At 68.6% G+C, this 26,338-nt stretch carries 19 protein-coding genes; 13 read left to right on the top strand and 6 right to left on the bottom strand.

Annotation, left to right across the window (positions count from 1 at the left end):
• Positions 1-34 precede the first annotated feature (34 nt).
• The 3 genes from AC1D29_RS10235 (at position 35) to AC1D29_RS10225 (ending at position 3,446) form a co-directional block, all read left to right on the top strand.
• A complete protein-coding gene (locus AC1D29_RS10235; protein WP_477896832.1) occupies positions 35-1,087 on the top strand; it encodes a hypothetical protein in 1,053 nt (350 codons plus the stop codon).
• 405 nt (positions 1,088-1,492) lie between these two features.
• Complete coding sequence (locus AC1D29_RS10230) at positions 1,493-2,194, top strand: energy transducer TonB (RefSeq protein ID WP_477896830.1); 702 nt, start codon at positions 1,493-1,495, stop codon at positions 2,192-2,194.
• 172 nt (positions 2,195-2,366) lie between these two features.
• On the top strand, positions 2,367-3,446 hold the full coding sequence (locus AC1D29_RS10225; protein WP_477896828.1) for a porin: 1,080 nt from the start codon (positions 2,367-2,369) through the stop codon (positions 3,444-3,446).
• A gap of 108 nt (positions 3,447-3,554) precedes the next feature.
• Here AC1D29_RS10225 and AC1D29_RS10220 read toward each other — a convergent pair whose 3' ends face one another.
• Genes AC1D29_RS10220 through AC1D29_RS10195 form a run of 6 tightly spaced genes read right to left on the bottom strand, consistent with a single transcriptional unit; the run spans position 3,555 to position 9,422 of the window.
• Positions 3,555-4,103, bottom strand: coding sequence for a hypothetical protein (locus tag AC1D29_RS10220; RefSeq protein WP_477896826.1), 549 nt, complete (start codon positions 4,101-4,103; stop codon positions 3,555-3,557).
• Between the two features lie 38 nt (positions 4,104-4,141).
• Positions 4,142-5,047: a glycoside hydrolase family 16 protein gene (locus tag AC1D29_RS10215; protein ID WP_477896824.1), complete on the bottom strand. Its 906-nt coding sequence runs from the start codon at positions 5,045-5,047 to the stop codon at positions 4,142-4,144.
• 35 nt (positions 5,048-5,082) lie between these two features.
• Positions 5,083-6,420 carry a GH1 family beta-glucosidase gene (locus tag AC1D29_RS10210; RefSeq protein ID WP_477896822.1) on the bottom strand — a complete coding sequence of 446 codons (1,338 nt, stop codon included), beginning with the start codon at positions 6,418-6,420 and terminating at the stop codon, positions 5,083-5,085.
• Between the two features lie 10 nt (positions 6,421-6,430).
• The gene (locus tag AC1D29_RS10205) at positions 6,431-7,249 is read right to left on the bottom strand and encodes a carbohydrate ABC transporter permease (RefSeq protein ID WP_477896820.1); all 819 of its coding nucleotides are present in this window, start codon (positions 7,247-7,249) and stop codon (positions 6,431-6,433) included.
• Positions 7,246-8,154 carry a carbohydrate ABC transporter permease gene (locus AC1D29_RS10200; RefSeq protein ID WP_477896818.1) on the bottom strand — a complete coding sequence of 303 codons (909 nt, stop codon included), beginning with the start codon at positions 8,152-8,154 and terminating at the stop codon, positions 7,246-7,248. The genes AC1D29_RS10205 and AC1D29_RS10200 overlap by 4 nt, the downstream gene beginning before the upstream one ends.
• A complete protein-coding gene (locus AC1D29_RS10195) occupies positions 8,154-9,422 on the bottom strand; it encodes an ABC transporter substrate-binding protein (RefSeq protein ID WP_477896816.1) in 1,269 nt (422 codons plus the stop codon). Before AC1D29_RS10195 ends, AC1D29_RS10200 begins: the two co-directional genes overlap by 1 nt.
• Before the next feature lie 324 nt (positions 9,423-9,746).
• Between AC1D29_RS10195 and AC1D29_RS10190 the strand changes: the two genes are divergently transcribed.
• From AC1D29_RS10190 to AC1D29_RS10145, 10 genes are all read left to right on the top strand, one after another.
• Positions 9,747-11,483, top strand: a complete 1,737-nt coding sequence (locus AC1D29_RS10190) for a glycosyl hydrolase family 18 protein (RefSeq protein WP_477896814.1) — start codon at positions 9,747-9,749, stop codon at positions 11,481-11,483.
• A 74-nt stretch (positions 11,484-11,557) separates the two neighbouring features.
• Positions 11,558-13,147 carry a chitinase gene (locus AC1D29_RS10185; protein ID WP_477896813.1) on the top strand — a complete coding sequence of 530 codons (1,590 nt, stop codon included), beginning with the start codon at positions 11,558-11,560 and terminating at the stop codon, positions 13,145-13,147.
• Between the two features lie 246 nt (positions 13,148-13,393).
• Complete coding sequence (locus AC1D29_RS10180; protein WP_477896811.1) at positions 13,394-15,046, top strand: carbohydrate-binding protein; 1,653 nt, start codon at positions 13,394-13,396, stop codon at positions 15,044-15,046.
• A gap of 41 nt (positions 15,047-15,087) precedes the next feature.
• Positions 15,088-16,491: a carbohydrate-binding protein gene (locus AC1D29_RS10175; RefSeq protein ID WP_477896809.1), complete on the top strand. Its 1,404-nt coding sequence runs from the start codon at positions 15,088-15,090 to the stop codon at positions 16,489-16,491.
• 189 nt (positions 16,492-16,680) lie between these two features.
• Positions 16,681-17,730, top strand: a complete 1,050-nt coding sequence (locus AC1D29_RS10170) for a LacI family DNA-binding transcriptional regulator (RefSeq protein ID WP_477896807.1) — start codon at positions 16,681-16,683, stop codon at positions 17,728-17,730.
• A gap of 412 nt (positions 17,731-18,142) precedes the next feature.
• Positions 18,143-21,178 carry a TonB-dependent receptor gene (locus AC1D29_RS10165; RefSeq protein WP_477896805.1) on the top strand — a complete coding sequence of 1,012 codons (3,036 nt, stop codon included), beginning with the start codon at positions 18,143-18,145 and terminating at the stop codon, positions 21,176-21,178.
• A 187-nt stretch (positions 21,179-21,365) separates the two neighbouring features.
• Positions 21,366-22,898, top strand: coding sequence for a tryptophan halogenase family protein (locus AC1D29_RS10160; RefSeq protein ID WP_477896803.1), 1,533 nt, complete (start codon positions 21,366-21,368; stop codon positions 22,896-22,898).
• On the top strand, positions 22,895-23,602 hold the full coding sequence (locus tag AC1D29_RS10155) for a SapC family protein (RefSeq protein WP_477896801.1): 708 nt from the start codon (positions 22,895-22,897) through the stop codon (positions 23,600-23,602). Before AC1D29_RS10160 ends, AC1D29_RS10155 begins: the two co-directional genes overlap by 4 nt.
• A 132-nt stretch (positions 23,603-23,734) precedes the next feature.
• Positions 23,735-24,742 (top strand): cupin-like domain-containing protein, encoded by a 1,008-nt coding sequence (locus tag AC1D29_RS10150; RefSeq protein WP_477896799.1) that lies wholly within the window; start codon positions 23,735-23,737, stop codon positions 24,740-24,742.
• Positions 24,739-26,283 carry a tryptophan halogenase family protein gene (locus tag AC1D29_RS10145; protein ID WP_477896797.1) on the top strand — a complete coding sequence of 515 codons (1,545 nt, stop codon included), beginning with the start codon at positions 24,739-24,741 and terminating at the stop codon, positions 26,281-26,283. The genes AC1D29_RS10150 and AC1D29_RS10145 overlap by 4 nt, the downstream gene beginning before the upstream one ends.
• The last annotated feature ends 55 nt before the right edge of the window (positions 26,284-26,338 follow it).

The raw sequence follows: 26,338 nt of genomic DNA, 5'->3' as shown, positions 1-26,338 counted from the left end.
TGGCGCGGCCGGTCCGCCGGCGTGGAGAACCGCCATGCGCCTGCCCCTTCATCAGCCCCGCCGACTGTCATCCGTCTGGGCGTTCTGCCTGTGCGCCGCCGCGGCGGCCATGCAGCCGGCGGTGGCCGCTGAACTGCAGGCCTATGCCGGCGCGGTGGGCGGCATCGCCTCCGGCAGCGGCAGCCCCTTTGCCTGCGCCACCAGCGGCCCCACCATCGGCCGCGGCTGGTTCGCCGGCGTCGCCATTCCCACCGAAGGCTTCGCCGCCTGCAATCTGGGCGGCGGCATCGACGACAAGACCGCCGCGTCCGGGCCGCTGACGTCCCAGCAGAGCGTCGCTGCGCCGGTGGGCGGCGGCAGCTTTGTCGGCCAGGCCAGCGCCCGCGCGGACTACGGTCGCCTGGGCGTGGCCGCCAGCGGCACGATGACCGGCGCATCCACCTCGTCCACCTACCGCCAGACGGCCGGCTTCGCGCGCTTTCAGGACACGCTGACGTTGAACAACCCCGGCGTCGCGGCCGGCACGGCGGGCACGGTGGACTTCGCCTTCCTCATCGACGGCGTGCTGAAAAGCCTGCCCAACGCGCCCTACTCCCAACAGGGCGACATCGGCCTGGGCATCCGCGTGGGCAACAGCGTGGGCAATGCGGCCTATGGCCCGTGGTTCTCGTTCATGGGCACGGTCGTCAACGACGGCCTGCCCTACGTGCGCGGGGGCGGTACCGGCCTGCCCGGCGCCTTCGTGCTGTCGCCCGGCAGCCTGCAGGGCTCGGCCGAGGTGCTCAGCACCGCCCACTTCGGCATCCAGTGGGGCGTGCCCTTCGAAGTCGAAGTGGCCTTGCTGACGTCGGTCTCGCCCTGCTGCAACGGCAGCTCGCTCGACTCGGCGTTCATGAGCAGCGCGCTGCTGACGGGCATCAGCGCCAGCGCCGGCGGCGTGGCGGTCAACGATTTCTCGGTGTTGTCCGCCTCCGGCACGGGCTACGGCCCCGGCGGGCTGCTGCCCGTTCCCGAGCCGGCCGTCGTGGTGCTGTGGGCCGGCGGCTTGCTAGCGCTGGGCATGCGGCGCCACTTGCGCCGCAGCTGACCCGCGACCAGGTCGAGGCGATGACGCTGGCCACGCGCAGCGTCGCCATGCACCTGGGCCTCACCCCGGACCGTCACGCCGGCCGAGGTCGACGAGAGACCGGACAACCGCGCCGGCGCCGGTCAGGACTTTGAGGCCGAGGCGCAACTGGGGCTGCTCCTGGGCAACCAGCACGTCGTCCGGCTGAGCTGCGCGGCCAGCACGATGTCCGCCGGGCTGCCAGGTCAACCGGCAGTGCAGGAAGGCGCCGGGGCCAGCTTCCGCTTCGACCGGACGAAGACGCTGTGGTTCAACGCCACCGGCGAACGACTGGCGGCCTGACGGGCGCTGCCCGGCACGGCACGGCACTTGCAAGACTGTCATGAAAAGCTGCTGCAATCGCCGGCCCCGCCGAGTCCCACGCCCATGTCCGAACGCCCCGCCCTGCTTCCGCGCCTGCTGACCACCCTGTCCCTGGCCCTGCCCTTGCTGGCCGTGGCACAGATCAGCCCCTCAGCCCTCAGCGCGGCCGAGGAGCGGGCCCAGCGTGAAGCGGAGCGGGTGTTCAGCGTCATCAAGTTCCACTCGATCCGCAGCAAGCCCGCGGCCGATGCGGCCGCCAGCAAGCCGCGCCCACCCGCGCCGCGAACCGAACGACCGACCCGACCCGCGCCCCCACCTGCGACCGCGCTGGCGCTGCCTTCCGAGCCCGCCGGATCGAACCCGACCGGTGCGGAAACCGCACCACCGGCGCCGGAGCCCTCGCCCAACCCCTGGCTGGGGCAGCCCGTCGCCACGCAGGGCGAAGAGCCCGTCGGCATGGCCCAGGCAGCCCCGACCGAGCAGGGCACCGACACCGACGAGCCCGACGAGGTGCCGCTGCGCATGCAGCACTTCGTGGCGCCCGTGCTGACGCCGGCGCTGCAGGCCACGCTGGGCGCCGGCTCGCGCAATGTCCGCGTGCGCCTGACGGTGCAGACCGACGGCACGGTGAGCCGCGCCGAAGCCGCAGCCACCGTGCCGCGCCGCCTGGCAAAACCTGCCACCGATGCCATCCTGCAATGGCAGTTCGCCCCCCTTGCGCAGGCGCGCACGGCGGACGTGGACATCGCCTTCCGCCGCGATTGAGCGGGTCGCGGGGCGGGTTCGCTCGAGGCTAACGCAGCGCCTCCCCGCCATTGACGGCGAATCCGGAACAGTCCGTTCCACGGTCTCGGTCTTTTGATCCTTGGGGCATCCCTGATGTGCCGGCCTGTGCGGTCGCCCATCGGCGGCCCCAAGCCCCCCGAAAGACGAGTCCATGAAGTACAAGACCCTTGCTCTCTCCGCGCTGGCCCTGGCGGCCAGCTCCGTTGCCTTCGCCCAAACCTCGGGCCCGCAGGTGACGCTCTACGGCATCCTTGACGCCAATGTGCAACTGCTCGACGGCGCCTCCAAGCAGACGCGCGTGCAGTCGGGCGGCCTGTCCGGTTCGCGCTTCGGCCTGCGCGGCAGCGAAGACCTCGGCGGCGGCCTGAAAGCCTTCTTCACGCTGGAGTCCGGCATCAACGTCGATGACGGCAACTACGGCCAGAACGCCTTCTGGGGCCGCCAGGCCTTCGTCGGCCTGGGCACGCCCTACGGCAAGGTCTCGCTGGGCCGCCAGTACGGCAGCATCTACACGCTGACGAGCGACTTCAGCCAGTTCTCCAACGTCGGCACGGGTGCCAGCACGGCCGTCATCGGCGGCTTCGGCGGCTACGAGCCGGTGCGCGGCGGCAGCAACTCAGCCACCGGCAACGGCGGCCCGGCGCGGGTCAACAACTCGGTGAAGCTGGAGTCCGTCAACTACGGCGGCTTCAGTGTCGGCGCCCTGTGGGGCATGGGCGAAGTGGCGGGCGACACCAACGGCAACCGCATCGCCGACGTCTACGGCCGCTACACCGGCCACGGCGTCGATGCGATGCTGTCCGTGGTGGAGGACAAGGCCGATGCGCTGGGCCAGAACCTGCGCACCGTGTCGGCAGCCGCCGCCTACGACTGGGGCAACTACCGCTTCAACGGCGGCGTGATCCAGGTCGACGATCGCAGCCCCGCCGACAAGGACGGCAAGGGCTATTGGCTGGGCGCCAGCTATCGGCTGGGCCAGCACCTCTTCAAGGGCCAGTACGTCGAGAGCAAGAACGACGGCGCGCTCGCCGACGGCAAGACCCAGGCGTTCGGCGTGGGCTACCAGTACGACCTGTCCAAGCGCACGGCGCTGTACAGCTCGGTGACCCGCTTCAAGAACGACGGCGTGGGCTATGCCAGCCGCGCGGCCGGCACCATCCCCGTGGGCCTGACCGATGCGAACAACCGCAACCTGACCGAAGTCGTGGCCGGCATCCGCCACAGCTTCTGAGCGACTACCGCCGCTCCTAGGTGCGCGGCGATCCCACCGCGCCCTCTTGGCCCACCCCAACCGGGGTGGGCCTTTTTTCCGCGCCGCACGGGGCAGCGGCTCGCGCCGCTACTGCTGCGGCGCCGACGCCGGTGTCTCCGCCGGCAATGCCCACGCAAAGCCTTCCACGCCCTTCACGAAAGCGTCGGTCAGTTCCTTGTACGGGCTGTCCGGCGGTGCCTTGAGCAGCACGATGACGCGGTAGCCTTTGTGGGTGGCGACGTAGCTGACGGAACGCAGGCCGTTGGGCAGCTTGCCTTCGTAGCGGCCGCCTTCCACGCCGCCCAGCAACACCGGCCTGGCCGCGTCGCGAGTCAGCTTCTTGTCAAAGGGGTTGCCGAACTTGACGGCGCCGTCCAGCGGGTCGTAGGGCTTGGCCGGGTCGGGCTCGGCGTAGCTCCACACGACGATGAAGACGGCCTTGGGGTCGTCGGTGCGCGAGAAGACCGCCATGCCGGTCGGCCTGCCGGCCTTGTCGGGCTTCTCCTCGCGGTTCACCACCGTCACGCCGTCCGGGGCGTTGAAGCTGCCAAAGGCGGTCTTCACTTCGGCGGCCTGGGCGGCCGGCCCGCAAAGCAGACCGGCGATCAGGGTCAGGGCGTAGAGCAGGCGTGGCATGGGTCGGTCCTCGCAGACGGTTGGCGGGGGCTGTGCGGTCAGTTTTCCTTGTAGATCCGCACCCAGTCCACCTTCATCTGCGCCGTCGCCGGCGTCGTCGCATCCGGGGCGCCGGGCCAGTCGCCGCCGACGGCCAGGTTCAGGATGACGAAGAAGGGCTTCTCGAAGACCCAGGTGCCGCCCGCCGTCAGCGTGGCGGGCGTGAGGCGGTGGAACTCCACGCCGTCCACCTGCCAGATGATCTCGCCCGGCCGCTTGATGATGGTGTAGGTGTGGAAATCCTTGTCCACCGGCCCGCCGAACTCGCGCGGCTTGCCGATGCCTTGCGCGCCGGAATAGCCAGGGCCGTGCAGCGTGCCGTAGGTGACGGTCGGCGTCTTGCCGATGAACTCCATGATGTCGATCTCGCCCGAGGCCGGCCAGGGGTTGGCGGCAATGTCCGACCCCAGGCTCCAGAAGGCGGGCCAGATGCCCTGGCCGGAAGGCAGCTTCATGCGTGCCTCGACCTTGCCGTGCGTGAAGCTGACCTTGTTGCTGGTGTGGATGCGCGCGGACGTGAACTCGCAGGGCTTGTCGTTCCAGCAGGGGCCGGGGTTGGTGGCTCTTTCGGCGGTGATGACGAGCATGCCGGCACCGTCCGTCTGCGCGTTGCGGGCGTTCTTCGTGTAGTACTGGAATTCGTGGTTGCCCCAGCCGTTGGCTTCCTTGTTGCCGAGGTCGTAGTTCCAGTTCGTGGCGCTGGGCACGGTGCCGGCGGCGCCGTCGAACTCGTCGCTCCAGACCAGCGTCCAGCTGTTGGACGGCGCGGGCGTGGACGCCGCGGGCGTGGCGGGAGCCGGCGCCGCGTTGGCCGAGCCGCCACCGCCGCCGCAGGCGGTCAGCACGGCGGTCACGGCGGGCAGGAAGCTGCGCCAGGGGCTGGGTGCGCGGGTGATGGGGGTCATGTCTTGTCTCCGTTTGTTGTGTCGTGCGGGGCCGATTAGCCGCGCCAGTCGCGCAGGAACTGGCGGTACCACTCGGCGCTGGCCTTGGGCGTGCGGGCCTGGGTGTCGTAGTCGACATGCACGATGCCGAAGCGCTTCAGGTAGCCGCTGGACCACTCGAAGTTGTCCATCAGGCTCCAGACCATGTAGCCGGCCATGGGCACGCCCCGGCGCATGGCGCTGGCGACGGCGGCGATGTGGTCGCGCAGGTAGGCGATGCGGTCGTCGTCCTGCACGCGGCCGTTGACGACCGTTTGGTCCTTGAAGGCGCCGCCGTTCTCGGTCACGTAGACGGGCGGCAGGCCGGGGTAGTCGCGGTGCAGCAGCACCAGCAGGTCGGCCAGGCCGGGCGCGTAGATCTCCCAGTCCATGTCGGACACGGGCAGGCCGCGCTCCTTGGCCTTCCAGTCCTCGCCGCTGGCCGACACGACGGTGCGGGTGTAGTAGTTGACGCCCAGGTAGTCCATGGGCTGGGCGATCGCCGCCATGTCGCCCGCTTCGACGATGGGCGCGTCGGCGCCCAGCTCGGCCATCACCTCGTCGGGGTAGCTGCCCTTGAACAGCGGGTCGGCATACCAGCGGCGGCCGCGCGCGTCGGCCATCTGCGCGGCGGCGATGTCCTCGGGCATGGCCGTGGCGGGCATGCAGGACGACAGGTTCAGCACGATGCCCAGCTGGCTCTTGGCACCGTCGGCGCGCAGCGCCTGCAGCGCCAGGCCGTGGCTGAGCAGCAGGTGGTGGCAGACCTGCGTGGCTATCTTGCGGCTCTTGATGCCGGGCGCGAAGTTGCCCTGCTCGTTGCCCAGCACGGCGACGACCCAGGGTTCGTTGTGCGTCGTGATGCCGTCGACGCGGTCGCCGATGCCCGCCTGCACGTGGCGGGCGTAGTCGACGAAGCGGTGCACGGTGTCGCGGTCGTTCCAGCCGCCGCGGTCCTGCAGGCCTTGCGGCAGGTCCCAGTGGTTCAGCGTCGCGAAGGCCTGGATGCCGCGCTGCTTCAGGCCGTCGACCAGCCGCTCGTAGAAGTCCAGGCCCTTGGGGTTGAAGGCGCCATGGCCAGCGGGCTGCACGCGCGGCCAGGCGATGGAGAAGCGGTAGCAGTTGACGCCCAGCGACGCGATGAGGTCGAGGTCTTCCTCCAGACGGTGGAAGTGGTCGCAGGCGACGTCGCCGTTGCTGGCGTCGGCGATGGCGCCGGGCTGCTTGCAGAAGCGGTCCCAGATGGACTCGCCCTTGCCGTCCTCATGGGCGGCGCCTTCGATCTGGAAGCTGCTGGTGGCCACGCCCCAGACGAAGTTGGGCGGGAACTGGCGGTGCAAGGGACTTTGGGACATGAGGCTTGGCTTACTTGACGGCGCCCGCGGTCAGGCCGGCGATGAGCTGGCGCGACGACACGACGAACAGGACGATGAGGGGCAGGGTCGCGATGGCCGAGCCGGCCATCAGCGCGCCCCACTCGGTGCTGGTGGTGCTGAACAGGCTGCGCAGCGCCAGCGGCAGCGTGTAGTTGTCGGCGCTGCGCAGCACGATCAGCGGATTCATGAAGTTGTTCCATGAACTGATGAAGGTGATCAGGCCCAGCGTGCCCAGCGCCGGCTTCATCAGCGGCAGCGCGATGCGCCAGTAGATGCCCAGCTCGCTGGCGCCGTCGATGCGCGCCGCGCTGAGCAGCTCGTGCGGCACCGTGCTGGCGGCGAACTGGCGCATCAGGAAGATGCCGAAGGCGCTGGCCGCGCCGGGCAGGTACAGCGCACGGTGCGTGTCTATCCAGCCCAGCGTGTCCATGACCATGAAGGTGGGGATCATGTTCATGAAGGCCGGCACCATCATGGTCCCCATGACCAGCGCGAACAGCGCCTTTTTGAAGCGGAACTCCAGCATCGCGAACGCGTAGCCGGCCATGGAGCAGAACAGCAGCGTCAGCGCCGTGGACATCAGGCCCACGTACAGGCTCCAGCCGACGTTCTTCCAGAACGGCAGCCGCGTCGTCAGCACCTTGATGTTGTTCAGCAGCTCGTCGCTGAAGAACAGCGGCGGCGGCACGTTGAAGATGTCGGTGCGCGACTGGGTCGCGAACACGAACATGAAATAGAACGGCGCGAGCATGAACAGCGCGCCCACGCCGACGATGGCGTAGGCCGCGAGCTTGGGCGTCGGCTTCATGCTTTCACCCCGCGCTCACCGGACCGCTCGCGGAAGGCCTGGTTGGTCAGCCAGGTCAGCAGCGCAATGATGCCGAACATGATCCAGGCCAGCGCGCTGGCGCCGCCGAAGTCGCTGAAGTCGAAGGCCAGGCGGTACAGGTACATGGCCACGGTCATCGCGGCCTGGTCGGCGCCGCCCTTGCCGTTGGTCAGGATGAAGGGTTCCTCGAAGATCTGCAGCCCGCCGATGACCGACAGCGTCACGCCGAACAGGATCATGGGCTTGAGGCCCGGCAGCGTGATGCGCCAGAACTGCTGCCAGGCGTTGGCGCCGTCGAGCTTGGCGGCCTGGTAGAGGTCGTGCGGGATGGTCTGCAGCGCGGCCAGGTACAGCACCAGGTTGAAGCCCACGTAGCGCCAGAACACGATGATGGCCACGGCCGGCTTGATGGCCTGCGGCGAGCGCATCCAGTTGATGTTCTCGGTGCCGAACAGCGCATGCAGCGCCTGGTTCACCAACCCGTAGTCGGTGGAGAACAGGGAGCCGAACAACATCGCGATGGCGACGGTGGACGTGATGTAGGGCAAGAAGTAGGCGCCCGAGAACAGGCCGCGCCAGCGGCCGAAGGCCTGGTGCAGGAACACCGCCAGCGGCAGCGCGACCAGGTGCTGCGGCACGCCCGAGGCGATGGCCAGCCACAGCGTGTTGCGCAGCGACTTCCAGAACCAGCCGTCGGTCAGCGCAAACACGAAGTTGTCCAGACCGACGAACTTCATCGAGTCCAGGCCGCTGGTCGGCTCCCAGGACTGGAAGGCCAGCCAGGCCGAGAAGAGCAGCGGGAACAGGCCGAAGACGGCGAACAGGATCAGGAAGGGGCTGACCAGGATGTAGGGCGTCCAGCGGGACGGGATGCGGAAGCTCATCAGCGGTTGGCCCTGTGGACGAGCAGGGCCTGGGCGTCTTCCAGGGCCTGGGGGATGGGCTTGCCGTACTCCAGCACGCTGTCGAGTTCGGCGTCGATGACCTCGTCGGCGAACTTGTGCTGCTTGTGCATCTTGACGACGGGGACGCGCCGCGCGGCCTCGCGCCACAACACGCGCGCATGCTGGCCACCGAGGAAGGGCACGGGCTGGTCGAAGAACGGGTCTTCCTGCGCGGCGAGCAGCGCGGGGAAGGCGTCCTGCGAGCGGAAGGCGTCGAGCTGGCGCTGGCGGTCCATCGTCAGCTCCTGGATCAGTTGCCAGGCGAGCTGCTTCTTCTCCGGCGCCGAGCGGCGCGGGATGGCGTAGTAGGTGCCGCCGTAGGAGCAGTACGTGTTCTCGGGCAGCTGCGCCACGCGCCATTTGCCGGCCGTGCCGGGCGCCACCCAGTTGGCCATCTGCCCAGCCATCCAGCCGCCCGACATCTCGGTGGCCAGGCGGCCGCGCTTGAGCATCTCGGCCCAGTCGTTCTGCCAGACCTCCACGCGGGCATCCAGGCCGAGCTGGCGCACCTTCTTGGCCAGCTCGAACGCGCGCACGAAGCGCGGCGTCGTGATCTGCGCGCGACCCTGGTTGTCGAAGAACTGGCCCTCGCCCGGCGGCGTGCCGCCGCGCACGATCATGTTCTTCAGCAGCCGCACGTCGCCGATCAGGTAGGCGCCGGTCCTGGCCTTGAGCTGGGCGCCAGCCTCGACGTAGTCCTCCCAGGACCGCGTCAGGTCGGCCTCCTTCAGGCCCGCCTGCGTCAGCAGGTCGACGCGGTAGAACAGCGAGCCGGGGCCCACGTCGCTGGGCATCGCAACGAGTGCGCCCTGACGGTTGCGCGCCGTCTCGATGGCGAAAGGCACGAAGCGGTCCTTGAAGCGCTCCGCGCCGAAGGCCGGCGCCGACAAGTCCTCCAGGCCCGAGCCCAGCGAGAAGCGGCCCAGGTAGCTGGTCTCCAGCGCGATGACGTCGGGCAGGTGGCCGGACGTGGATAACGCTGTCGTCATCGCCGTGTGATGGTCGTCGTACTGGCGGCTGATGACCTGGGCGCGGATCTCCGGGTGGCGTTCGCTCCAGCCCTTGAGCAAATCCTTGGCGATGACATCGACCAGCGGGAAGGCCGCCACGGTCAGCGGCGGCTGCTCTTTGGCACGGGCCAGGCCCGCCGCGCCGCCGAGAGCGGCCGCGAGCAGGTGCCGGCGGTGGAGGGAATGGGAGTCGGGCATGGTTTGAAAGCGCTTTCAAGATTGTGCGTCGACCCGGTGCACGGCCCCAGCCGCACAAACCCTAGGACAACCCGAGACGAAGGCTGGAACTCCCTAGAAACCTGCCGCGGCAACGTTTTGTCACCCGATCACCGGGTTTGTACCGGTGACGCCCGAGGCATTGGTTTGCAAAGTGGTATTCAAGAGGTGGTAGCAGTAGCAAACTGGATGCATACCAGTTGGAACCAGCTCCAAGAGCCTGCACGGAGAGGCAGGCCAGCCGCGGGACGAGCCTATGGCGCGTCCCTTTTCAAACGAGCCCTTGCACAGCACAGGACGCCTCCCATGAAGCAGCCCTCCACCGGCATCTCCGCACACCAGTTGCGCCGCCTTGCCGTCATCACCGCCACCGCCTTCGCACTGGGCGCCAGCGCCACCAGCGCGCTCGCCCAGACCTACCCCGCCTGGGCGCCCGACGTCTACTACACGGCCGGCACGGTCGTGACCTACAACGGCCGCATCTACCGCGCCACCGTCAACCAGACCGACTACGCCAGCACCGGCTGGAACCCCACCAACGCCTCGCTGTGGACTGACATCGGCGCCGCCTCCGGCCCGGCGCCTTCGCCCGCACCGACCCCGGCGCCGACACCCGCGCCCACACCAGCCCCGACGCCTGCACCCACGCCCAGCGGCAGCTGCGCACCGGTGTGGGTGGCCGCCACCGCCTACAACGGCGGCGCCATCGCCAGCAAGGGCACCACCAACTACAAGGCCAACTGGTGGACCCAGGGCAACGACCCGGCCACCAACAACGGTCCCACCGGCAGCGGCCAGCCCTGGACGTCGCAGGGTGCCTGCACGACCGGCCCCGCGCCCAGCCCGTCGCCTTCACCCAGCCCCAGCCCGTCCCCAAGCCCGGCGCCCTCCCCGGGCCCGGCACCGTCGCCCGCACCGGCGCCCGGCCTCAGCGACCCGGCCGCCAAGTCGGCCACGCAGTCCGCCCGCGCCTACACCGTCTACTACCCGAGCTGGAGCGACAACTGGTTTGATGCCACTGGCAAGGACATGAACCAGGTCTTCCAGGCCAGCAACTTCGCGCGCATCCCCGCCAACTACACCCATGTGGTGGCCGCGTTCGCGCAGCCCAACTTCACATGGGGCGGCATGGCGGCCAACAACTGGTCGGGCACCGGCATCAACTTCAACGGCCGGCCGTCGGACATCAAGGCCGCCATCGACGTGCTGCACGCGCGCAACATCAAGGTCATCCTGGCCGTGGGTGGCGCGACGTACAACAGCTGGAGCACGCTGTCCGCGGAAGGGCACGCCGGCAGCGGCCCGACGATCACGGCGCTGTCCAACATCATGAAGGACGTGGGCTTCGACGGCCTGGACGTGGACTTCGAGATCGAAGGCCTCGACGGCTACGCCGGCGCCGTGAAGGCGATGCGCAAGGCGGTGGACCTGGCCGGCGGCGGGCGCATCCTCAGCGTGGCCGCCTGGTCCACGGGCGCGGACTGCACGGGCGCGACCGCCAACGACGCGCAATGCGCGGGCGTGGGCACCAGCTACTGGGGCGGCAAGGCCGGCCTGGAACGCCAGCTGGTCAACAGCTACCCGGCGCTGAAGACCGCGTTCAACCTCGTGAACATCATGAGCTACGACGCGCGCTTCGAGCACTACGACGGCGTGACGGCCTGGAAGCAGTACCGCCAGCTGTTCCCCAGCAGCACCATCGTGTCCATCGGCTTCGAGACGGCCCCCGAAGGCTGGGCCGGCGGCCAACTGGTGGTGAACAACGCCGACGCGCAGTGCACGGGCTCCGTGATCCTGCAGAACAGCTACGGCGTCAACATCAACCAGGCCTACTCCGTCGAGCGCTACCTGAACGCGGTGACGACCAGCACGCTGGCCAACAAGAACCCGCGTGACGGCGCCATGCTGTGGCAGGCGCTGAAGACTGCGAGCGGCAGCTGCGGCAGCGCACCGCTGGCCTCGCCCGGGTCCATCGGCGTGAAGGCTGCCAACAGCCTGGGCCTGGTGAACGACCCGGCGCTGCAGAACGCGCCCTGGAAATAAAGCCAAGCCGGCAGGCCGCCGCCCGAGTCCGCTCGGCCGGCGGCCTTTTCTTCATTCCCCTTTTGGAGAACCGCATGATTTCGCGCCCACCCCTGCCGCGCGCGGCCAGCCCCTGGCTTCTTGCCACGCTGACCGCCGGCGCCCTGGCCTTCAGCACGGCCACCTTCGCCCAGAGCTACCCTGCCTGGGCACCCGACGTCTATTACACGGCCGGCACGGTCGTGACCTACAACGGCCGCATCTACCGCGCCACGGTCAACCAGACCGACTACGCCAGCACCGGCTGGAACCCCACCAACGCCTCGCTGTGGACTGACATCGGCGCCGCCTCCGGCCCAGCGCCTTCGCCCGCACCGACCCCGGCGCCGACACCCGCGCCCACACCAGCCCCGACGCCTGCACCCACGCCCAGCGGCAGCTGCGCACCGGTGTGGGTGGCCGCCACCGCCTACAACGGCGGAGCCATCGCCAGCAAGGGCACCACCAACTACAAGGCCAACTGGTGGACCCAGGGCAACGACCCGGCCACCAACAACGGCCCCACCGGCAGCGGCCAGCCGTGGACGTCGCAGGGCGCCTGCGGCAACTCGCCTGCGCCCAGTCCGTCGCCAGCGCCCAGCCCGAGCCCTTCCCCGAGCCCGTCGCCATCCCCCTCGCCTTCACCGTCCCCCAGCCCCGCACCGTCGCCCTCCCCGGCACCGCCGCCCGGCAAGCACCAGCTCATCGGCTACTGGCACAACTTCACCAACCCATCCGGCCCGACCTTCCCGATCAGCGACGTGCCGGCCGCCTACGACGTCATCGTCGTGGCCTTCGCCGATGACGGCGGCAACGGCGCCATCACCTTCAACCTGGACTCGGGCTCCGGTGGCGAGGCGCGCTTCATCGCCGACGTGGCCGCGGCCCGCGCCAAGGGCAAGAAGGTGGTGCTGTCGTTCGGCGGCCAGAACGGCACGGTCACGCTGAACAACGCCACGCAGGTGAGCAACTTCGTCAACAGCGTCGAGGCCATCCTGCGCAAGTACGGCTTCGACGGCATCGACATCGACCTGGAAAGCGGCGCGGGCGTCACGTCCGGCGCGCCGGTGGTGACCAACCTCGTCACGGCGGTGAAGCAGCTGAAGGCGCGCATCGGCAGCAGCTTCTACCTGTCGATGGCGCCGGAGCACCCGTATGTGCAGGGCGGCTACGTCGCCAGCAGCGGCATCTGGGGCGCCTACCTGCCCATCATCGACGGCCTGCGCGACGAGCTGAACGTGCTGCACGTGCAGTACTACAACAACGGCGCCGTCTACACGCCGTACAGCACGCAGGGGCTGGCCGAGGGCAGCGTGGACATGCTGGTGGCCGCCAGCCGCATGCTGATCGAGGGCTTCACGACCAACAACGGCACGGGGCCTTATGTGTTCCGCGGCATCCGGCCCGACCAGGTCGCGTTCGGCCTGCCGTCGGGGCCGTCGTCGGCCAACAGCGGCCAGGCCAGCCTCGCGACCATCACGGCCGCGCTGAACTGCCTGACCAAGCTGACGCAGTGCGGCGCGATCAAGCCCCCCGTGGCCTACCCGACGCTGCGCGGCGTGATGACCTGGTCCATCAATTGGGACAAGAAGGATGGACTGGCGTTCTCCAACGGCGTGCGCAATGCGCTGAACACCTTGCCCTGACGGCGCACCCGGCCTGCATTTGCGGGCCGGGTGCCGGGCCGCTCTCAAGCGGGCCCGCATTGGCGATGTGCTCGCGGCTCGACACCGCGAGCCTCCCCCTCACCTTGGGGCTGCCCACCCTGGGGTCCACCTGTCCCTGAGTTCGGGCACATGCCCGTGTTGCCGCCCCGGCCCCAGTCCGCTTACGCGTGAAAGCGCTTTCAGCCAAGCAGGATCGGCAAGGGCACTTCCACCCTGGAGACTTCCATGAGACTGCTTCGCCCCCTCGCCGCCATGGTCCTGCTCGGACTGGCCGGCACTGCCCTCGCCCAGACCAAGGTCGTCGGCTACATCCCGTCTTACAAAGGCTTGCGCGCCGTCGCCGACCGCACGGACCTGGCCAAGCTCACCCACATCAACCTCGCGTTCGCCAACCCGGCGCCGGGCGGCAGCTTCCTGAATGGCGGCAACCCCGCCTGCATGGAGGCGGCCACGGGCGCCGACATCAGCTACGTGGTGCAGAAGGCCCACGCCGCCGGCGCCAAGGTGCTGGTGTCGCTGGCCGGTGGCGTCATCCCGGCCTGCTCCGGCAACTGGCAGGCGCTGCTGCAGCCCGGCAGCCGCGCCACCGTCGTCAACAACCTCGTGCAGTTCGTCAACACCTTCGGGCTGGACGGCGTGGACGTCGACATCGAAGGCGCGCTGCTGACCGCCATCGACAACGCCGGCAACTACACGCCCTTCATCCAGGCCCTGCGCAGCGCGCTGCCCGGCAAGCTCGTCACCGCCGCCACGGCCACCTACGAGGGCGGCATGGTGCCGACGTCGTCGCTCGCCTCCTTCGACTTCGTCACGTTGATGGCCTACGACGCGGTGGGCCCGGGCTGGGGCACGGTGGGCACCGAGCACTCGACCTACGCGATGGCGCAAAGCCACGTCGCCACCTGGCAGGCGCGAGGCCTGCCCAAGAGCAAGCTGGTGCTGGGGCTGCCCTTCTACGGCTACGGCTTCAACGGCTACGCGGCCAACTACGCGTTTGCCGACATCGTCAACCAGTTCGGCGCCGCCGCCGCGCAGACCGACCTGATCGGCACGCCGTGCGCCAGCTGCGCCTACATCACCTACAACGGCATCCCGACGATCAAGGCCAAGACGCGGCTGGCGCTGCAGCAGGGCGCGGGCGTGATGATCTGGGAGCTGTCGCAGGACCCGGCCGGCGCCAACAACCTGCTGGCCGCCGTGCGCGCCGAGATCGGCAACACGCAGCCCGCCGGCGTGGCCACGGTCTACCAGCATTGCAACTACGGCGGCTACTCGGCAGCGCTGCCCGAAGGCAGCTACACGCGTGCCCAGCTGCAGGCGCGTGGCGTGACCGACAACGACCTGTCGTCGCTGCGCGTGAACGCCGGCTACCAGGTGCAGCTGTTCGACGGCGACAACTTCACCGGCGCCAGCGTGACCCGCACCGGCGACACCGGCTGCCTGGTGGACCAGGCCTTCAACGACCGCGCCACCTCCGCCGTCGTCGCCCGGACCGGCTCGGCCTGGTCGCTGCAGATCGAGGCCGAGACCTTCAGCAGCCAGAGCGGCGTGCAGACCGAGGCCTGCACCGAGGGTGGCCTGAACGTCGGCTGGATCGACGCCAACGACTGGATGGCCTACGGGAACATCAACTTCCCCACCAGCGGCAGCTACCGCGTGGAGTACCGCGTCGCCAGTGTCAGCGGCGCGCGGCTGTCGCTGGATCTCAACGCCGGCGGCATCCAGCTCGGCCAAGTCAACGTCCCCGCCACCGGCGGCTGGCAGAACTGGGCGACCGTCTCGCACACCGTGACGATCAACGCGGGCAGCTACAGCGTCGGCGTGTTCGCGCCGGCCGGCGGCTGGAACCTGAACTGGATCCGTTTCACCAAGCTCTGAGCCAAGCACTCGGAGCATTTCCCACCACCACAGGAGACAACATGAGATCGTTGAGATTCATTGCCGCGGCCTTGCTTGCCGCGGCCAGCAGCCTCGCCCACGCCCAGTGGCAACTCGTCTGGAGCGACGAGTTCAACGGCAGCATCGGCCCGAGCTGGGTCTTCGAGACCGGCGCCGGCGGCTGGGGCAACAACGAGCTGCAGTACTACCGGCGCGAGAACGCCACCATCGAGAACAACGCGCTGGTCATCACGGCCAAGCGCGAGAACTTCGGCGGCATGGCCTACACCTCGGCGCGCATGAAGACCCAGGGTCTCAAGACCTTCAAGTTCGGTCGCATCGAGGCGCGCATGAAGCTGCCCGCCTTCCTGGGCGCCTGGCCGGCGTTCTGGATGCTGGGCGCCAACCTGCCGCAGGTCGGCTGGCCGGCCTCCGGCGAGATCGACGTGATGGAGCACGTCAACGACGAGCAGAAGGTCTACGGCACCATCCACTGGCAGGACCACACCGGCCAGTACGCCCAGTACGGCGGCAACATCGCTACTACCGTGACCGACTGGCACGTCTACGCCGTGGAATGGGACGCCAACGCGATCCGCTGGTACGTGGACGGCACCAAGTACCACGAAGCCAACATCGCCAACAGCGTCAACGGCACCGAGGAGTTTCAGCGCGACTTCTTCCTGCTACTGAACTTCGCCATCGGCGGCAACTGGCCCGGCTTCAACGTCAACACCGCCGCGCTGCCCGCCAAGATGTACGTGGACTACGTACGCGTCTACGCGCCCGCGGCCGGCGGCGTGGCCACGGTCTACCAGGACTGCAACTACGCCGGCTACGCGGCGGCGCTGCCGGAAGGCAACTACACGCTGGCGCAGCTGCAGGCGCGCGGCGTGCGTGACAACGACTTGTCGTCGCTGCGCGTGAACGCCGGCTACCAGGTGCAGCTGTTCGACGGCGACAACTTCACCGGCGCCAGCGTGACCCGGACCGGCGACACCGGCTGCCTGGTGGACCAGGGCTTCAACGACCGGGCCACCTCGGCCATCGTCTCCAAGGTCACGGCCGCCTGGTCGCGCCAGATCGAGGCCGAGGCGTTCAGCGCGCAGGCCGGCGTGCAGCTCGAGGCCTGCTCGGAGGGCGGCCAGAACGTTGGCTGGATCGACACCAACGACTGGATGGCCTACAACAGCGTCACCTTCCCGACCAGCGGCAGCTACCGCGTCGAGTACCGCGTGGCGAGCGCGGCGGGCGGCACCTTGTCGCTGGACCTCAACGCCGGCAGCATCCAGCTCGGCCAGCTGGGCGTGCCCAACACCGGCGGCTGGCAGAACTGGACGACCGTGTCGCACACCGTGAACATCAATGCCGGCACCTACAACGTCGGCGTCTTCGCAGCCCAGGGCGGCTGGAACTTGAACTGGATCAAGTTCACGAAGCTGTGAGCCCCTCGCCCAGTCTCGCCGCGCTGGACGCGGGCGAGGCTGGTCGATCGCCCGAGGGGATGGCGATGCTCGCGGCATCAAGCCACGAGCACATCGCCTGGCGGGCCGGCTTGGGAGCGGCCCGGCGCCCGGCCCGCAAATTCAGTGGACGCAGCCGCGCCTACACTCGCGCATTCCCCTGTCACGCCGATGAACGACAAGCTGCTCCCCGCCAAGAAAGCGCCTTCAAGCCGCCCGGACGGCGTCGTCACGCTGGAACAGGTGGCGGAGATGGCGGGTGTGTCGCCCAGCACGGTGTCGCGCATCCTGAATGGCACGGCCGCCGTCAGCCAGAACAAGAAGGACGCCGTGCAGGCCGCCATCCGCGAGCTGGGCTTCCGGCCCAACCCGGTGGCACGCGGCCTGGCCGGCGGGCGCACCCTCTCGGTCGGCGTCGTCACGCAGATCATCTCCAGCCCGTTCTACGGCGAAGCGCTGCTGGGCATCGAACGCGAACTGGAACGGGCCGGCTATGTGCCGCTGTTCGTCAGCGGCAACTGGCACGAGGACGACGAACGCAAGGCCATCGAGACGCTGCTGTCGCGCCGCGTCGACGGTGTCATCGTGCTGGCCGGCCGCATCTCGGATGCCGAGCTGACCAAGGTGTCGGACAGCCTGCCCGTCGTGGTCGTCGGCCGCCAGCTGTCGGGGCCGCAGCTCTTCAGCTTCAGCTTCGACAACCGCGAGGGCGCGCGCCTGGCCACCCAGCACCTGATCGAGCAAGGGCACCGCCGCATCGCCTTCATCGCCGGTGACCTGATGCACGACGATGCGGTCGAGCGCCAGAACGGCTACTTCGACGCGCTGGCCACGGCCGGCATCGCCGTCGACCCCAATCTCATCGTGCAGAGCGACTACACCGAGGCCGGCGGCATGCTGTCGGTCACGCGGCTGCTGGAGCGCGATGCTCATTTCACGGCGCTGTTCGCATCCAACGACCAGATGGCCATCGGCGCCTGTCTGGGCCTGCACCGGCGCAACCTGCGCGTGCCGGACGACGTCTCGCTGGTCGGCTTCGACGACCTCATCATGGCGCGCTATTCCATGCCGCCACTGACCACCGTGCGCCAGTCGGTCTACGAGATCGGCGTCGAGGCCGCGACCGCCATGCTGGAAATGCTGCGCGGCGGCCAGCCCAAGGCACAGCTGCCCGGGCCCGAGCTGGTTGCACGCGAGAGCACCCGGCGCATGCAGCGCTGACGCGGCGGCCCGCAGCGGCCGCCCGCCCACCCGTCAACCACCGCCTGGCCGCTGCTGCGGCCGATACCGCTGCGCGGTCGACTGTTGTACGGCTGGGGTAAACCATGTGGCCGACCGACAGGTCGCGCCGCATCATTTGCTGAAAGCGCTTTCAGTGATTTCAATGTTTTGCCGCTTTTCAACCCCGAGCAACCCTTGAATCGCCTGAAACGTCGTTCCACCCCATAGGCGACGGGTGCGGCGGTGCAGGCGATCGGCTCTCAGAACTCCGGCTGGGGTCGTGCGTTGCCAGCACGCCGCAGACCAAGGGTGTTGCCTAGGTTGAAAGCGCTGCCAATCACGTATTCTTGAAAGCGCTTTCAGCCACTTTCAGGTGGCATCACGACAAGATCACAACTCTGGAGACAAGTGAATGAGACAGCCTCGTCCTGCCCTTCGCCTCACGACCCTGGCCACCGCCAGCGGCCTGCTGTTTGCCAGCGCCGCCGTGCTGGCCCAAGGCGGCCCCGGTCAAGGCCCCGTGAACCCCAACGCCGGCCCGACACCGTCCACCTCGGTGCCGCAGGCGCTGGCCAGCACCACGCAGCTGGAAACGGTCATCGTGACCGGCATTCGCAAGTCGCTGGAGACCTCGGTCAACCTGAAGCGCTCGTCGTCGGGCCTGGTCGACGGCATCGTGGCCGAGGACATCGGCAAGTTCCCCGACACCAACCTGGCTGAATCGCTGAGCCGCATCAGCGGCGTGTCCATCGACCGCGCCAACGGCGAAGGCACGCGCATCACCGTGCGCGGCATGGGCCCCGACTTCAACCTGGTGCTGCTCAACGGCCGCCAGATGCCCGGCGCCAGCCTGGACGGCAGCGCGCCCAGCTCGCGCTCGTTCGACTTCTCCAACCTCGCCTCCGATGGCGTTGCCGCGCTGGAGGTCTACAAGACCAGCCGCGCCAGCAGCCCGACGGGCGGCATGGGCGCGACCATCAATGTCCGCACCCAGCGCCCCTTCGACATCAAGGAAACCGTCGCCAGCTTTGGCGTGAAGCTGGTCAGCGACCAGTCCGCCCGCCGCCTGCCCGGCGAGGAGCAGGGCAAGAACGCCACGCCTGAACTGAGCGGCATCTACAGCACGCAGTCCAACGACGGCACCTTCGGCATCGCGCTGATGGGCACCTACCAGGTGCGCGACTCCGGCTACTCGCAGGCCAACGTCAGCAGCGGCTGGAAGACGTTCAACGGCATCCAGGACAACGACTGGAGCGGGACCAACGCCGTCTGGGGTGGCCTGCCCCCCGCGTCCCCGACGGGTGAAATCAAGAACCGCCCGGCCACGACCTCCATCTACAGCGTGCCGCAGAACCTGAACTACTCGTTCACCGGCGTGCACCGCGAGCGCCTGAACGGCCAGCTGGTGCTGCAGTTCAAGCCCGTGAAGGACCTGGTCGGCACGCTGGACTTCGTCATGTCGGAGCAGAAGTTCCGCCAGCGCCGCAACGACATCTCCGCCTGGTTCAACTACGGCGGCCAGTTCGGCGAATACCAGACCGGCTCGCCCTCCTCGCCCATCATCTACGGCGAGCACATGGCCAACTCGGACCTGGCCATGGGTGCCTCGCGCATCAACACCAAGAACAAGAACCAGCAGATCGGCCTGAACCTGAAGTGGAAAGCCACCGACGCGCTGAGCTTCGACCTCGACGCCCACCACTCCACCGCCACGTCGGGTGCCAACGATCCGCTCGGCACCAGCGTGACGCTGGCCACCGCCTCGCTGAATCGCGGCGACACCTTCGTCGACTTCAGCAACAAGTTCCCGGTGCTGGGCATCTCGGGCGCGACGCTGGACCCGGCCAAGCAGGAGCTGCAGGGCTCCGTGTTCGGCAACAGCTACCAGAAGAACGAGGTCAACCAGCTGCAGACCAAGGGCAACTGGAAGATCAACGAAGACAGCAGCCTGGACTTCGGCCTGACGCTGACCGAGGTCAAGAACCGTTCGGCCTTTGCCAACGTGCAGCGCGACACCTGGGGTGCCAACGCCGCAGGCGGCCCCGCCGGCATGCCCGACGACATCTGGAAGGCCGATTCCATCAGCAAGTACTTCAGCCGCATCCCTGGCTCTAACGACCCGCGCCTGTTCAACCAGTTCTTCTATTTCAACTTCGAAGACCTGCGCGCCGCGGCCATCAAGAACCTGGGCTCCGACACGCTGCTGAAGGCCTCGTTCGACTGGCAGGACGACTACCGCACGACGGAAAAGTCGCAGGCCGCGTTCGGCCAGTACAACCTGGCCTGGGACTGGGGTGTGCCCATGGAGGCCGCCATCGGCGCCCGTTACGAGCGCACCAAGGTCAGCTCGCCGTCGACGGAGAAGATCCCGGTGTCGGTGGCCTGGGTGGCCAACAACGAAATCCCCATCAGCTTCAGCGGCTCGCGCTCCGCGTCGCGTGAGGGCAAGTACGGCTACTTCCTGCCGTCCATCGACTTGAGCGCCGACGTGACCAGCGACACCAAGCTGCGCGTCAGCTACGGCCAGACCATCGGCCGCCCGGGCTGGAACGCCATCCAGGGCGGACAGCGGCTGGACCCGCTGGCCCGCGTCGACGGCGGCGTGGGCTCGGTGGGCAACCCCGACCTGAAGCCGCTGAAGTCGAGCAACTTCGACTTCTCCGCCGAGCACTACTACGCCAAGAGCAGCTACGTCGCGGCAAGCTACTTCCGCAAGTCCCTCAAGGACTACAACGAAGCCGTCATCACCCGCGCGAACGTGTTCGACCTGCACACGCCGATCGGCAGCGCGATGTACAACCAGGCCCAGACGGCTGGCGGTTGCGGCGCCGATTCCGAGTGCATTCGCAAGTACATCTTCGCGAACTTCCCGACCGCCCCGGGCGTCAGCCCCGGTGCGCCCGGAACGTCCCTCGGCACCATCACCGCCCAGCCCAACGACCCGTTGCTGATGTTCAACCTGGGCACTTACGTCAACAACAAGCGCACCAGCAAGCTCAACGGCATCGAGCTGAACGCCCAGCACATCTTCGGCAACAGCGGCTTCGGCGTGTCGGCCAACTTCACGAAGGTGAAGTCCAACCTCAGCTACGACAACAACAAGCGGGGCGCGCAGACCGACGTGCTGGTCGGCCTCGGCGACTCCGGCAACCTGGTCGGCTTCTTCGAGAACGAGACCTACTCGGCTCGCCTGGCCTACAACTGGCGTGGCAAGTTCCTGGCGGCCAACTTCGGTGGCGTGGAAGGTGCGCAGCCGCTGTACGTGGAACCCTTCGGGCAGCTGGATGTGAGCCTGGGCTACAACTTCACGCCGCAATTGCGCTTCCAGCTCGAAGCCATCAACCTGACGGACGAGTACACCCGCACGCATCTGCGCAACGAGAACCAGGTGGGTGCCGTCACCCAGCTGGGCCGTCGCATCATGATCGGCGCGCGCTACAGGTTCTGAGAGAACGCCTCAGGGCCGGCTTCGGCCGGTCCGCCCCTCGACCGGGGGTCAAGGAAAGTCGGGACTCCCCGGCCCTTCCTTGTGAGGCAAAGTCTGGTTCGGCGGTGCTCTCACTCTGGGGTGCCGCCCTTGTTCGCCGCTTGGCGAGGCCGCGCGAGCGGCCCTTTTTACGTCTGGGAACCAGGTCTTGAACAACAGGTTGCGCGAAGTGGTGGTGCTGGGCGGCGGCTCGGCAGGCTGGCTGGTTGCCGGGCTGCTGGCAGCCGAACATGCCGAGCTGCAGATCACGTTGATCGAATCCAGCGACGTGCCGACCATCGGTGTCGGCGAAGGCACCTGGCCCTCGATGCGCGACACGCTGCGCCGCATCGGCCTGTCCGAGCCCGACTTCATCCGCCGCTGCCAGGTTTCGTTCAAGCAGGGCTCCCGCTTCGACGGCTGGGCCCGCGGCGAGCCGGGCGCGCAAGGCGACCGCTACTACCACCCCTTCATGCTGCCGGTCGGCTACGGCGACGTGGACCTCGTGCAGCCCTGGCTGGCCACGCAGGGCACGCGGCCGTTTGCGGACGTCGTCAGCCCCTCCGTGCAGGTCTGTGAAACCGGCCGCGCGCCCAAGCAGGTGCAGACACCCGACTTCGCTGCCGTCGCCAACTACGCCTACCACTTCGACGCCGGCCTGTTCGGCCAGATGCTGCGCGAGCATGCGGTCGCGAAGCTCGGTGTGCATCACGTCATAGCCCACGTCGACGCCATCGTGTCGCACGAGAACGGCGACATCGCGGCGCTGCAGACCCGCGAGCGCGGCGACATCAAGGCCGACCTCTTCATCGACTGCTCCGGCCTCACGTCCCGCCTGATCGGCCAACACTTCGGCGTACCGCTGAAGAGCGAGCGCGACGTGCTCTTCAACGACGCCGCTCTGCCCGTGCAGGTGCCCTATGCCCAGGCCGACGCGCCGCTGGCGTCGGTCACCATCGCCACCGCCTGGGCCAAGGGGTGGATCTGGGACATCGGCCTGCCCTCGCGCCGCGGCGTCGGCTGCGTCTACTCGCGGGCGCACGCCAGCGACGATGAGGCCCAGGCGGCCCTGCAGGCCTATCTCGATGCCACCGGCGCGCCGGCCGAGCGCCCCACGCCGCGTTCCATCCGTTTCGACCCGGGCTACCGCCAGCAGTTCTGGGTTCGCAACTGCGTCGCCATCGGCCTGTCCGCCGGCTTCATCGAGCCGCTGGAGGCGTCGGCCCTGGCCCTTGTCGAGTTGTCCGTCCAGCGCCTGTGCGACGAGCTGCCGATGACGCGCGCGTCCATGGACGCGGTCGCGCGCCGCTTCAACGACGACTTCAGCTACCGCTGGGCCCGCGTCATCGACTTCCTGAAGCTGCACTACGCGCTCAGCCAGCGCGACGACAGCGACTACTGGCGCGCCCACCGCGACCCGGCCAGCTGGCCCGAGCGCCTGCGCGAGCTGCTGCCGCAGTGGCAGCTGCGCGCGCCGGCACGGCATGACTTCGGCCGCATCGACGAGGTCTTCCCGTCGGCCAGTTACCAATACGTGCTCTACGGCATGGGTTTCCGCCCTGACACCCAACCCCTGTCCACCACCAAACTGCAGGCAGCCCAGGCCGCCTTCGACGAAGCCGCCCGCCAGGCCCGCCGCCTCGTGCCGGGCCTGCCAGGCCATCGCAGCCTGATCGCCCATATTCACAAGACCGAGACATGACCCGCCCGACCCTGCTCGACAACGTCACCCACCGCCATCTGCGTGTGCGCAGCGAGCGCTCCGCCGCCCTGGGCGACGCCCGCCAGTCGGCCCTGGCCCTGCCGGCCGAGTTCCGCCAGTTGCAGGCGCATTTCCCCATCGTCTTCCAGCTGGTCGAAGGCGATGCGGGCTTCCAACCCGTGGCCTTGTTCGGCCTGGAGGAAGGGCATAACCTGTTCCTGACCGACACCGGCTGGGAAGCGCCCGTCGTGCCCATGGCCCTGCAGCGCGACCCGTTCATGATCGGCCGCGCGCCGGACGACAGCCTGCAGCTGCACATCGACATGGACAGCCCGCGCATCGTGCGACCCGAGGACGGCGAAGTCGGCACCGCCATCTTCATGCCGCATGGCGGCTTCAGCGACTACCTCGACCATGTCGTGCAGCTGATGGAGCACCTGCACGCCCAGGCCCAGCAGCTGCCGGTCTTCATCGAGGCGCTGACCCGCCACCAGCTGCTGGAGCCCTTCGTCATCGACATCGAGACGACCAGCGGCGAGCAGGGCCGCCTGTCGGGCCTCTTCACCATCCACGAGGAGCGCCTGGCCGCCCTGCCCGGCGCCGCGCTGGAGGCGCTGGCGCGCGAAGGCCATCTGCTGCCCATCTACATGCAGATCGCCTCGCTGGCCCAACTGCCCGTCCTCGTCGAACGCGCGAACCGATGAACCCCTCGTCCAACGAGTACGTTGACCGGTCCCCCAAGGGGACGGCGATGCTTGCGGCATCGAGCCGCCAGCACATCGCCAGCGCAGGCCGGCTTGGGAGCGGCCCGGCGCTCGGCCTGCATTGAGCTGACCATGCGCGCAGTACCCGTCTGGACCGGGGCGTTTGACCCCAGCGACCTGCCCGCCGAGCTGCTGGCCGGCGACCGGCCGTATGTCGTGCGCGGCGGCTTCGCGCACTGGCCGGTCGTGCAGGCCGCACGCCAGTCCGACGACGCGCTGGCCCGATATCTGATGGGCTTCTACAACGGCGTGCGCATCGGCCTCTTCCAGCTCGCGCCCGAGGCCCGCGGCCGTGTGTTCTACGCCGACGAGACGCTGCAGGATTTCAACTTCAGCCGCCATGCCGCCACGCTGGACCAGGTGCTGGCCGGCCTGCTGGGCCTGGCCGCGACGCCCGAGCCCCCCGCCCTGTACGTGGGCTCCACCACCGTCGAGGCCGTGCTGCCCGGCTTCCTCGATGCCAATGTCATGGGCCTGGGCAACCGCGACGCGCTGGTCAGCCTGTGGCTGGGCAACCGCACCCGCATCGCCGCCCACTACGACCTGCCGGACAACCTCGCCGTCGTGGCTGCCGGTCGGCGCCGCTTCACGGTCTTCCCACCCGAGCAGATCGGCAACCTCTACATGGGCCCGCTGGACCCGACGCCGGCCGGCCAGCCGGTCAGCCTGGTGGACTTCGCACAGCCCGACTTCGAACGCTTCCCGCGCTTCGCCCGCGCGCTGGACGCCGGCGAGGTGGCCGAGCTGGAACCCGGTGATGCCATCTTCATCCCCAGCATGTGGTTCCACCACATCGAGGGGCTGGCGCCCGTCAACCTGCTCATCAACGCCTGGTGGCGCCAGACGCCCGAATACGTCGACTCGCCGCTGAGCGCGCTGCATCTCGCGCTGATGACCCTGCGCCATCTGCCCGACAAAGAGCGCCGCATCTGGCAGCACCACTTCCAGCATTTCGTCTTCGATGCCGACGCCAGCACCTGGGCCCACATCCCCGAGGCCGCCCGCGGCCTGCTGGAGGCCGCCGACGAAACCACCTCGCGCCAGGCCCGCGCGCAACTCCTGAGCCAACTCAAACGATGAACACTTCCAACAAGCCCCCGCGCCGCGTCGTCATCGCCGGAGGCGGCACCGCCGGCTGGATGATGGCCACCCTGATGGGCAAGCTGCTCGGCAAGCAGCTGGACATCAAGCTGGTCGAGTCCGAGGAGATCGGCACCGTGGGCGTCGGCGAGGCCACCATTCCCGCGCTGCACACCTATCACAACCTGCTCGGCATCAACGAGGCCGAGTTCATGGCCGCGACGAACGCGACCTTCAAGCTGGGCATCAAGTTCGAGGGCTGGAAGGACATCGGCCAGGACTACTTCCACTCCTTCGGCAGCACCGGCAACGACCACTGGAGCGCCGGCTTCCAGCACTTCTGGCTCAAGGGCCAGGCCGCCGGCATCGCCAAGACCTACACGGACTACAACCCCGAAACGGTCGCCGCCTATGCCGACCGCTTCGCCCACCTGCCGCGCAACGGCCTGAACTACGCCTACCACCTGGACGCCGGCCGCTACGCCAAGTACCTGCGCGCGATGAGCGAGAGCTTCGGCGTGCAGCGCATCGAGGGCAAGATCGCCGCCGTGCTGATGGACGGCCCCCTGGGCCGCGATGGCGACATCACCGCGCTGCAGATGCAGGACGGCAGCCGCATCGATGGCGACCTCTTCATCGACTGCACAGGCTTTCGCGCCATGCTGATCGGCGAGGCGCTGGGCGTGGGCTATGAGGACTGGTCGCACTGGCTGCCCTGCGACCGCGCCGTGGCCGTGCAGACCGCCTCCGTGCGCGAAGCCTGGCCCTACACCCGCTCCATCTGCCACCCCTTCGGCTGGCAATGGCGCATTCCGCTGCAGCACCGCGTCGGCAATGGCCTGGTCTACAGCAGCAAGGAGCTCAGCGACGCCGACGCGCCCGAGGTGATCAAGAAGAACGTCGAGGGCGAGCTGCTGATCCAGCCGCGCGTCCTCAAGTTCACGCCGGGTCAGCGCCACAAGGTCTGGGAGCGCAACTGCATCGCCGTGGGGCTGGCCAGCGGCTTCATCGAGCCGCTGGAGTCCACCAGCATCCACCTGATCCAGCGCACGGCCATCCGGCTGATGCAGCTCTTCCCGACCCAGGGCATCAACCCCGCCGACGTGGACGAGTTCAACGCCCAGTGCGAGCGCGAGCTGACGCACATCCGCGACTTCATCATCCTGCATTACCACGTGACCGAGCGCAGCGACTCGGGCCTGTGGAACCATGTGCGCACGATGGAAGTGCCCGCCACGCTGCGCCACCGCATCGAGCTGTTCCGCCAAAGCGCCCGCGCCTTCCGTCCCAGCGACGAGCTGTTCGCCGAGAACTCATGGATCCAGGTCATGATGGGCCAGGGCATCACGCCGCGGAGCTACCACCCGGTCGCCGACCTGATGGGCCCGGCCGAGCTGAACCAGTTCCTCGGCGACATCCATCTCAAGGTCTCGCGCACGGTCGCCGGCCTGCCCAGCCATCAGGCCTATGTCGAGCAGCTCTGCGCGCCGTATCGCAACGCGACGACCGCGCAACTGGCGGCCACGCCGCTGCGGGCTTGAAATCCCCTACGCGACGCCCCAGATTTCCTGGCAGCTCACAATCACACCCATCATG

Source organism: Roseateles sp. P1_C6 (assembly GCF_056406315.1).
This window is presented reverse-complemented; position numbering and strand designations above follow the sequence as displayed.

Excerpts from the sequence above, each read along its gene's own strand:
- AC1D29_RS10235 (WP_477896832.1), top strand. The coding sequence starts at position 35 with ATGCGCCTGCCCCTTCATCAGCCCCGCCGACTGTCATCCGTCTGGGCG.
- AC1D29_RS10210 (WP_477896822.1), bottom strand. The coding sequence starts at position 6,420 with ATGTCCCAAAGTCCCTTGCACCGCCAGTTCCCGCCCAACTTCGTCTGG.
- AC1D29_RS10185 (WP_477896813.1), top strand. The coding sequence starts at position 11,558 with ATGATTTCGCGCCCACCCCTGCCGCGCGCGGCCAGCCCCTGGCTTCTT.
- AC1D29_RS10190 (WP_477896814.1), top strand. The coding sequence starts at position 9,747 with ATGAAGCAGCCCTCCACCGGCATCTCCGCACACCAGTTGCGCCGCCTT.
- AC1D29_RS10200 (WP_477896818.1), bottom strand. The coding sequence starts at position 8,154 with ATGAGCTTCCGCATCCCGTCCCGCTGGACGCCCTACATCCTGGTCAGC.
- AC1D29_RS10150 (WP_477896799.1), top strand. The coding sequence starts at position 23,735 with ATGCGCGCAGTACCCGTCTGGACCGGGGCGTTTGACCCCAGCGACCTG.
- AC1D29_RS10220 (WP_477896826.1), bottom strand. The coding sequence starts at position 4,103 with ATGCCACGCCTGCTCTACGCCCTGACCCTGATCGCCGGTCTGCTTTGC.
- AC1D29_RS10195 (WP_477896816.1), bottom strand. The coding sequence starts at position 9,422 with ATGCCCGACTCCCATTCCCTCCACCGCCGGCACCTGCTCGCGGCCGCT.
- AC1D29_RS10205 (WP_477896820.1), bottom strand. The coding sequence starts at position 7,249 with ATGAAGCCGACGCCCAAGCTCGCGGCCTACGCCATCGTCGGCGTGGGC.
- AC1D29_RS10165 (WP_477896805.1), top strand. The coding sequence starts at position 18,143 with ATGAGACAGCCTCGTCCTGCCCTTCGCCTCACGACCCTGGCCACCGCC.
- AC1D29_RS10170 (WP_477896807.1), top strand. The coding sequence starts at position 16,681 with ATGAACGACAAGCTGCTCCCCGCCAAGAAAGCGCCTTCAAGCCGCCCG.
- AC1D29_RS10180 (WP_477896811.1), top strand. The coding sequence starts at position 13,394 with ATGAGACTGCTTCGCCCCCTCGCCGCCATGGTCCTGCTCGGACTGGCC.
- AC1D29_RS10230 (WP_477896830.1), top strand. The coding sequence starts at position 1,493 with ATGTCCGAACGCCCCGCCCTGCTTCCGCGCCTGCTGACCACCCTGTCC.
- AC1D29_RS10225 (WP_477896828.1), top strand. The coding sequence starts at position 2,367 with ATGAAGTACAAGACCCTTGCTCTCTCCGCGCTGGCCCTGGCGGCCAGC.
- AC1D29_RS10155 (WP_477896801.1), top strand. The coding sequence starts at position 22,895 with ATGACCCGCCCGACCCTGCTCGACAACGTCACCCACCGCCATCTGCGT.
- AC1D29_RS10215 (WP_477896824.1), bottom strand. The coding sequence starts at position 5,047 with ATGACCCCCATCACCCGCGCACCCAGCCCCTGGCGCAGCTTCCTGCCC.
- AC1D29_RS10145 (WP_477896797.1), top strand. The coding sequence starts at position 24,739 with ATGAACACTTCCAACAAGCCCCCGCGCCGCGTCGTCATCGCCGGAGGC.
- AC1D29_RS10175 (WP_477896809.1), top strand. The coding sequence starts at position 15,088 with ATGAGATCGTTGAGATTCATTGCCGCGGCCTTGCTTGCCGCGGCCAGC.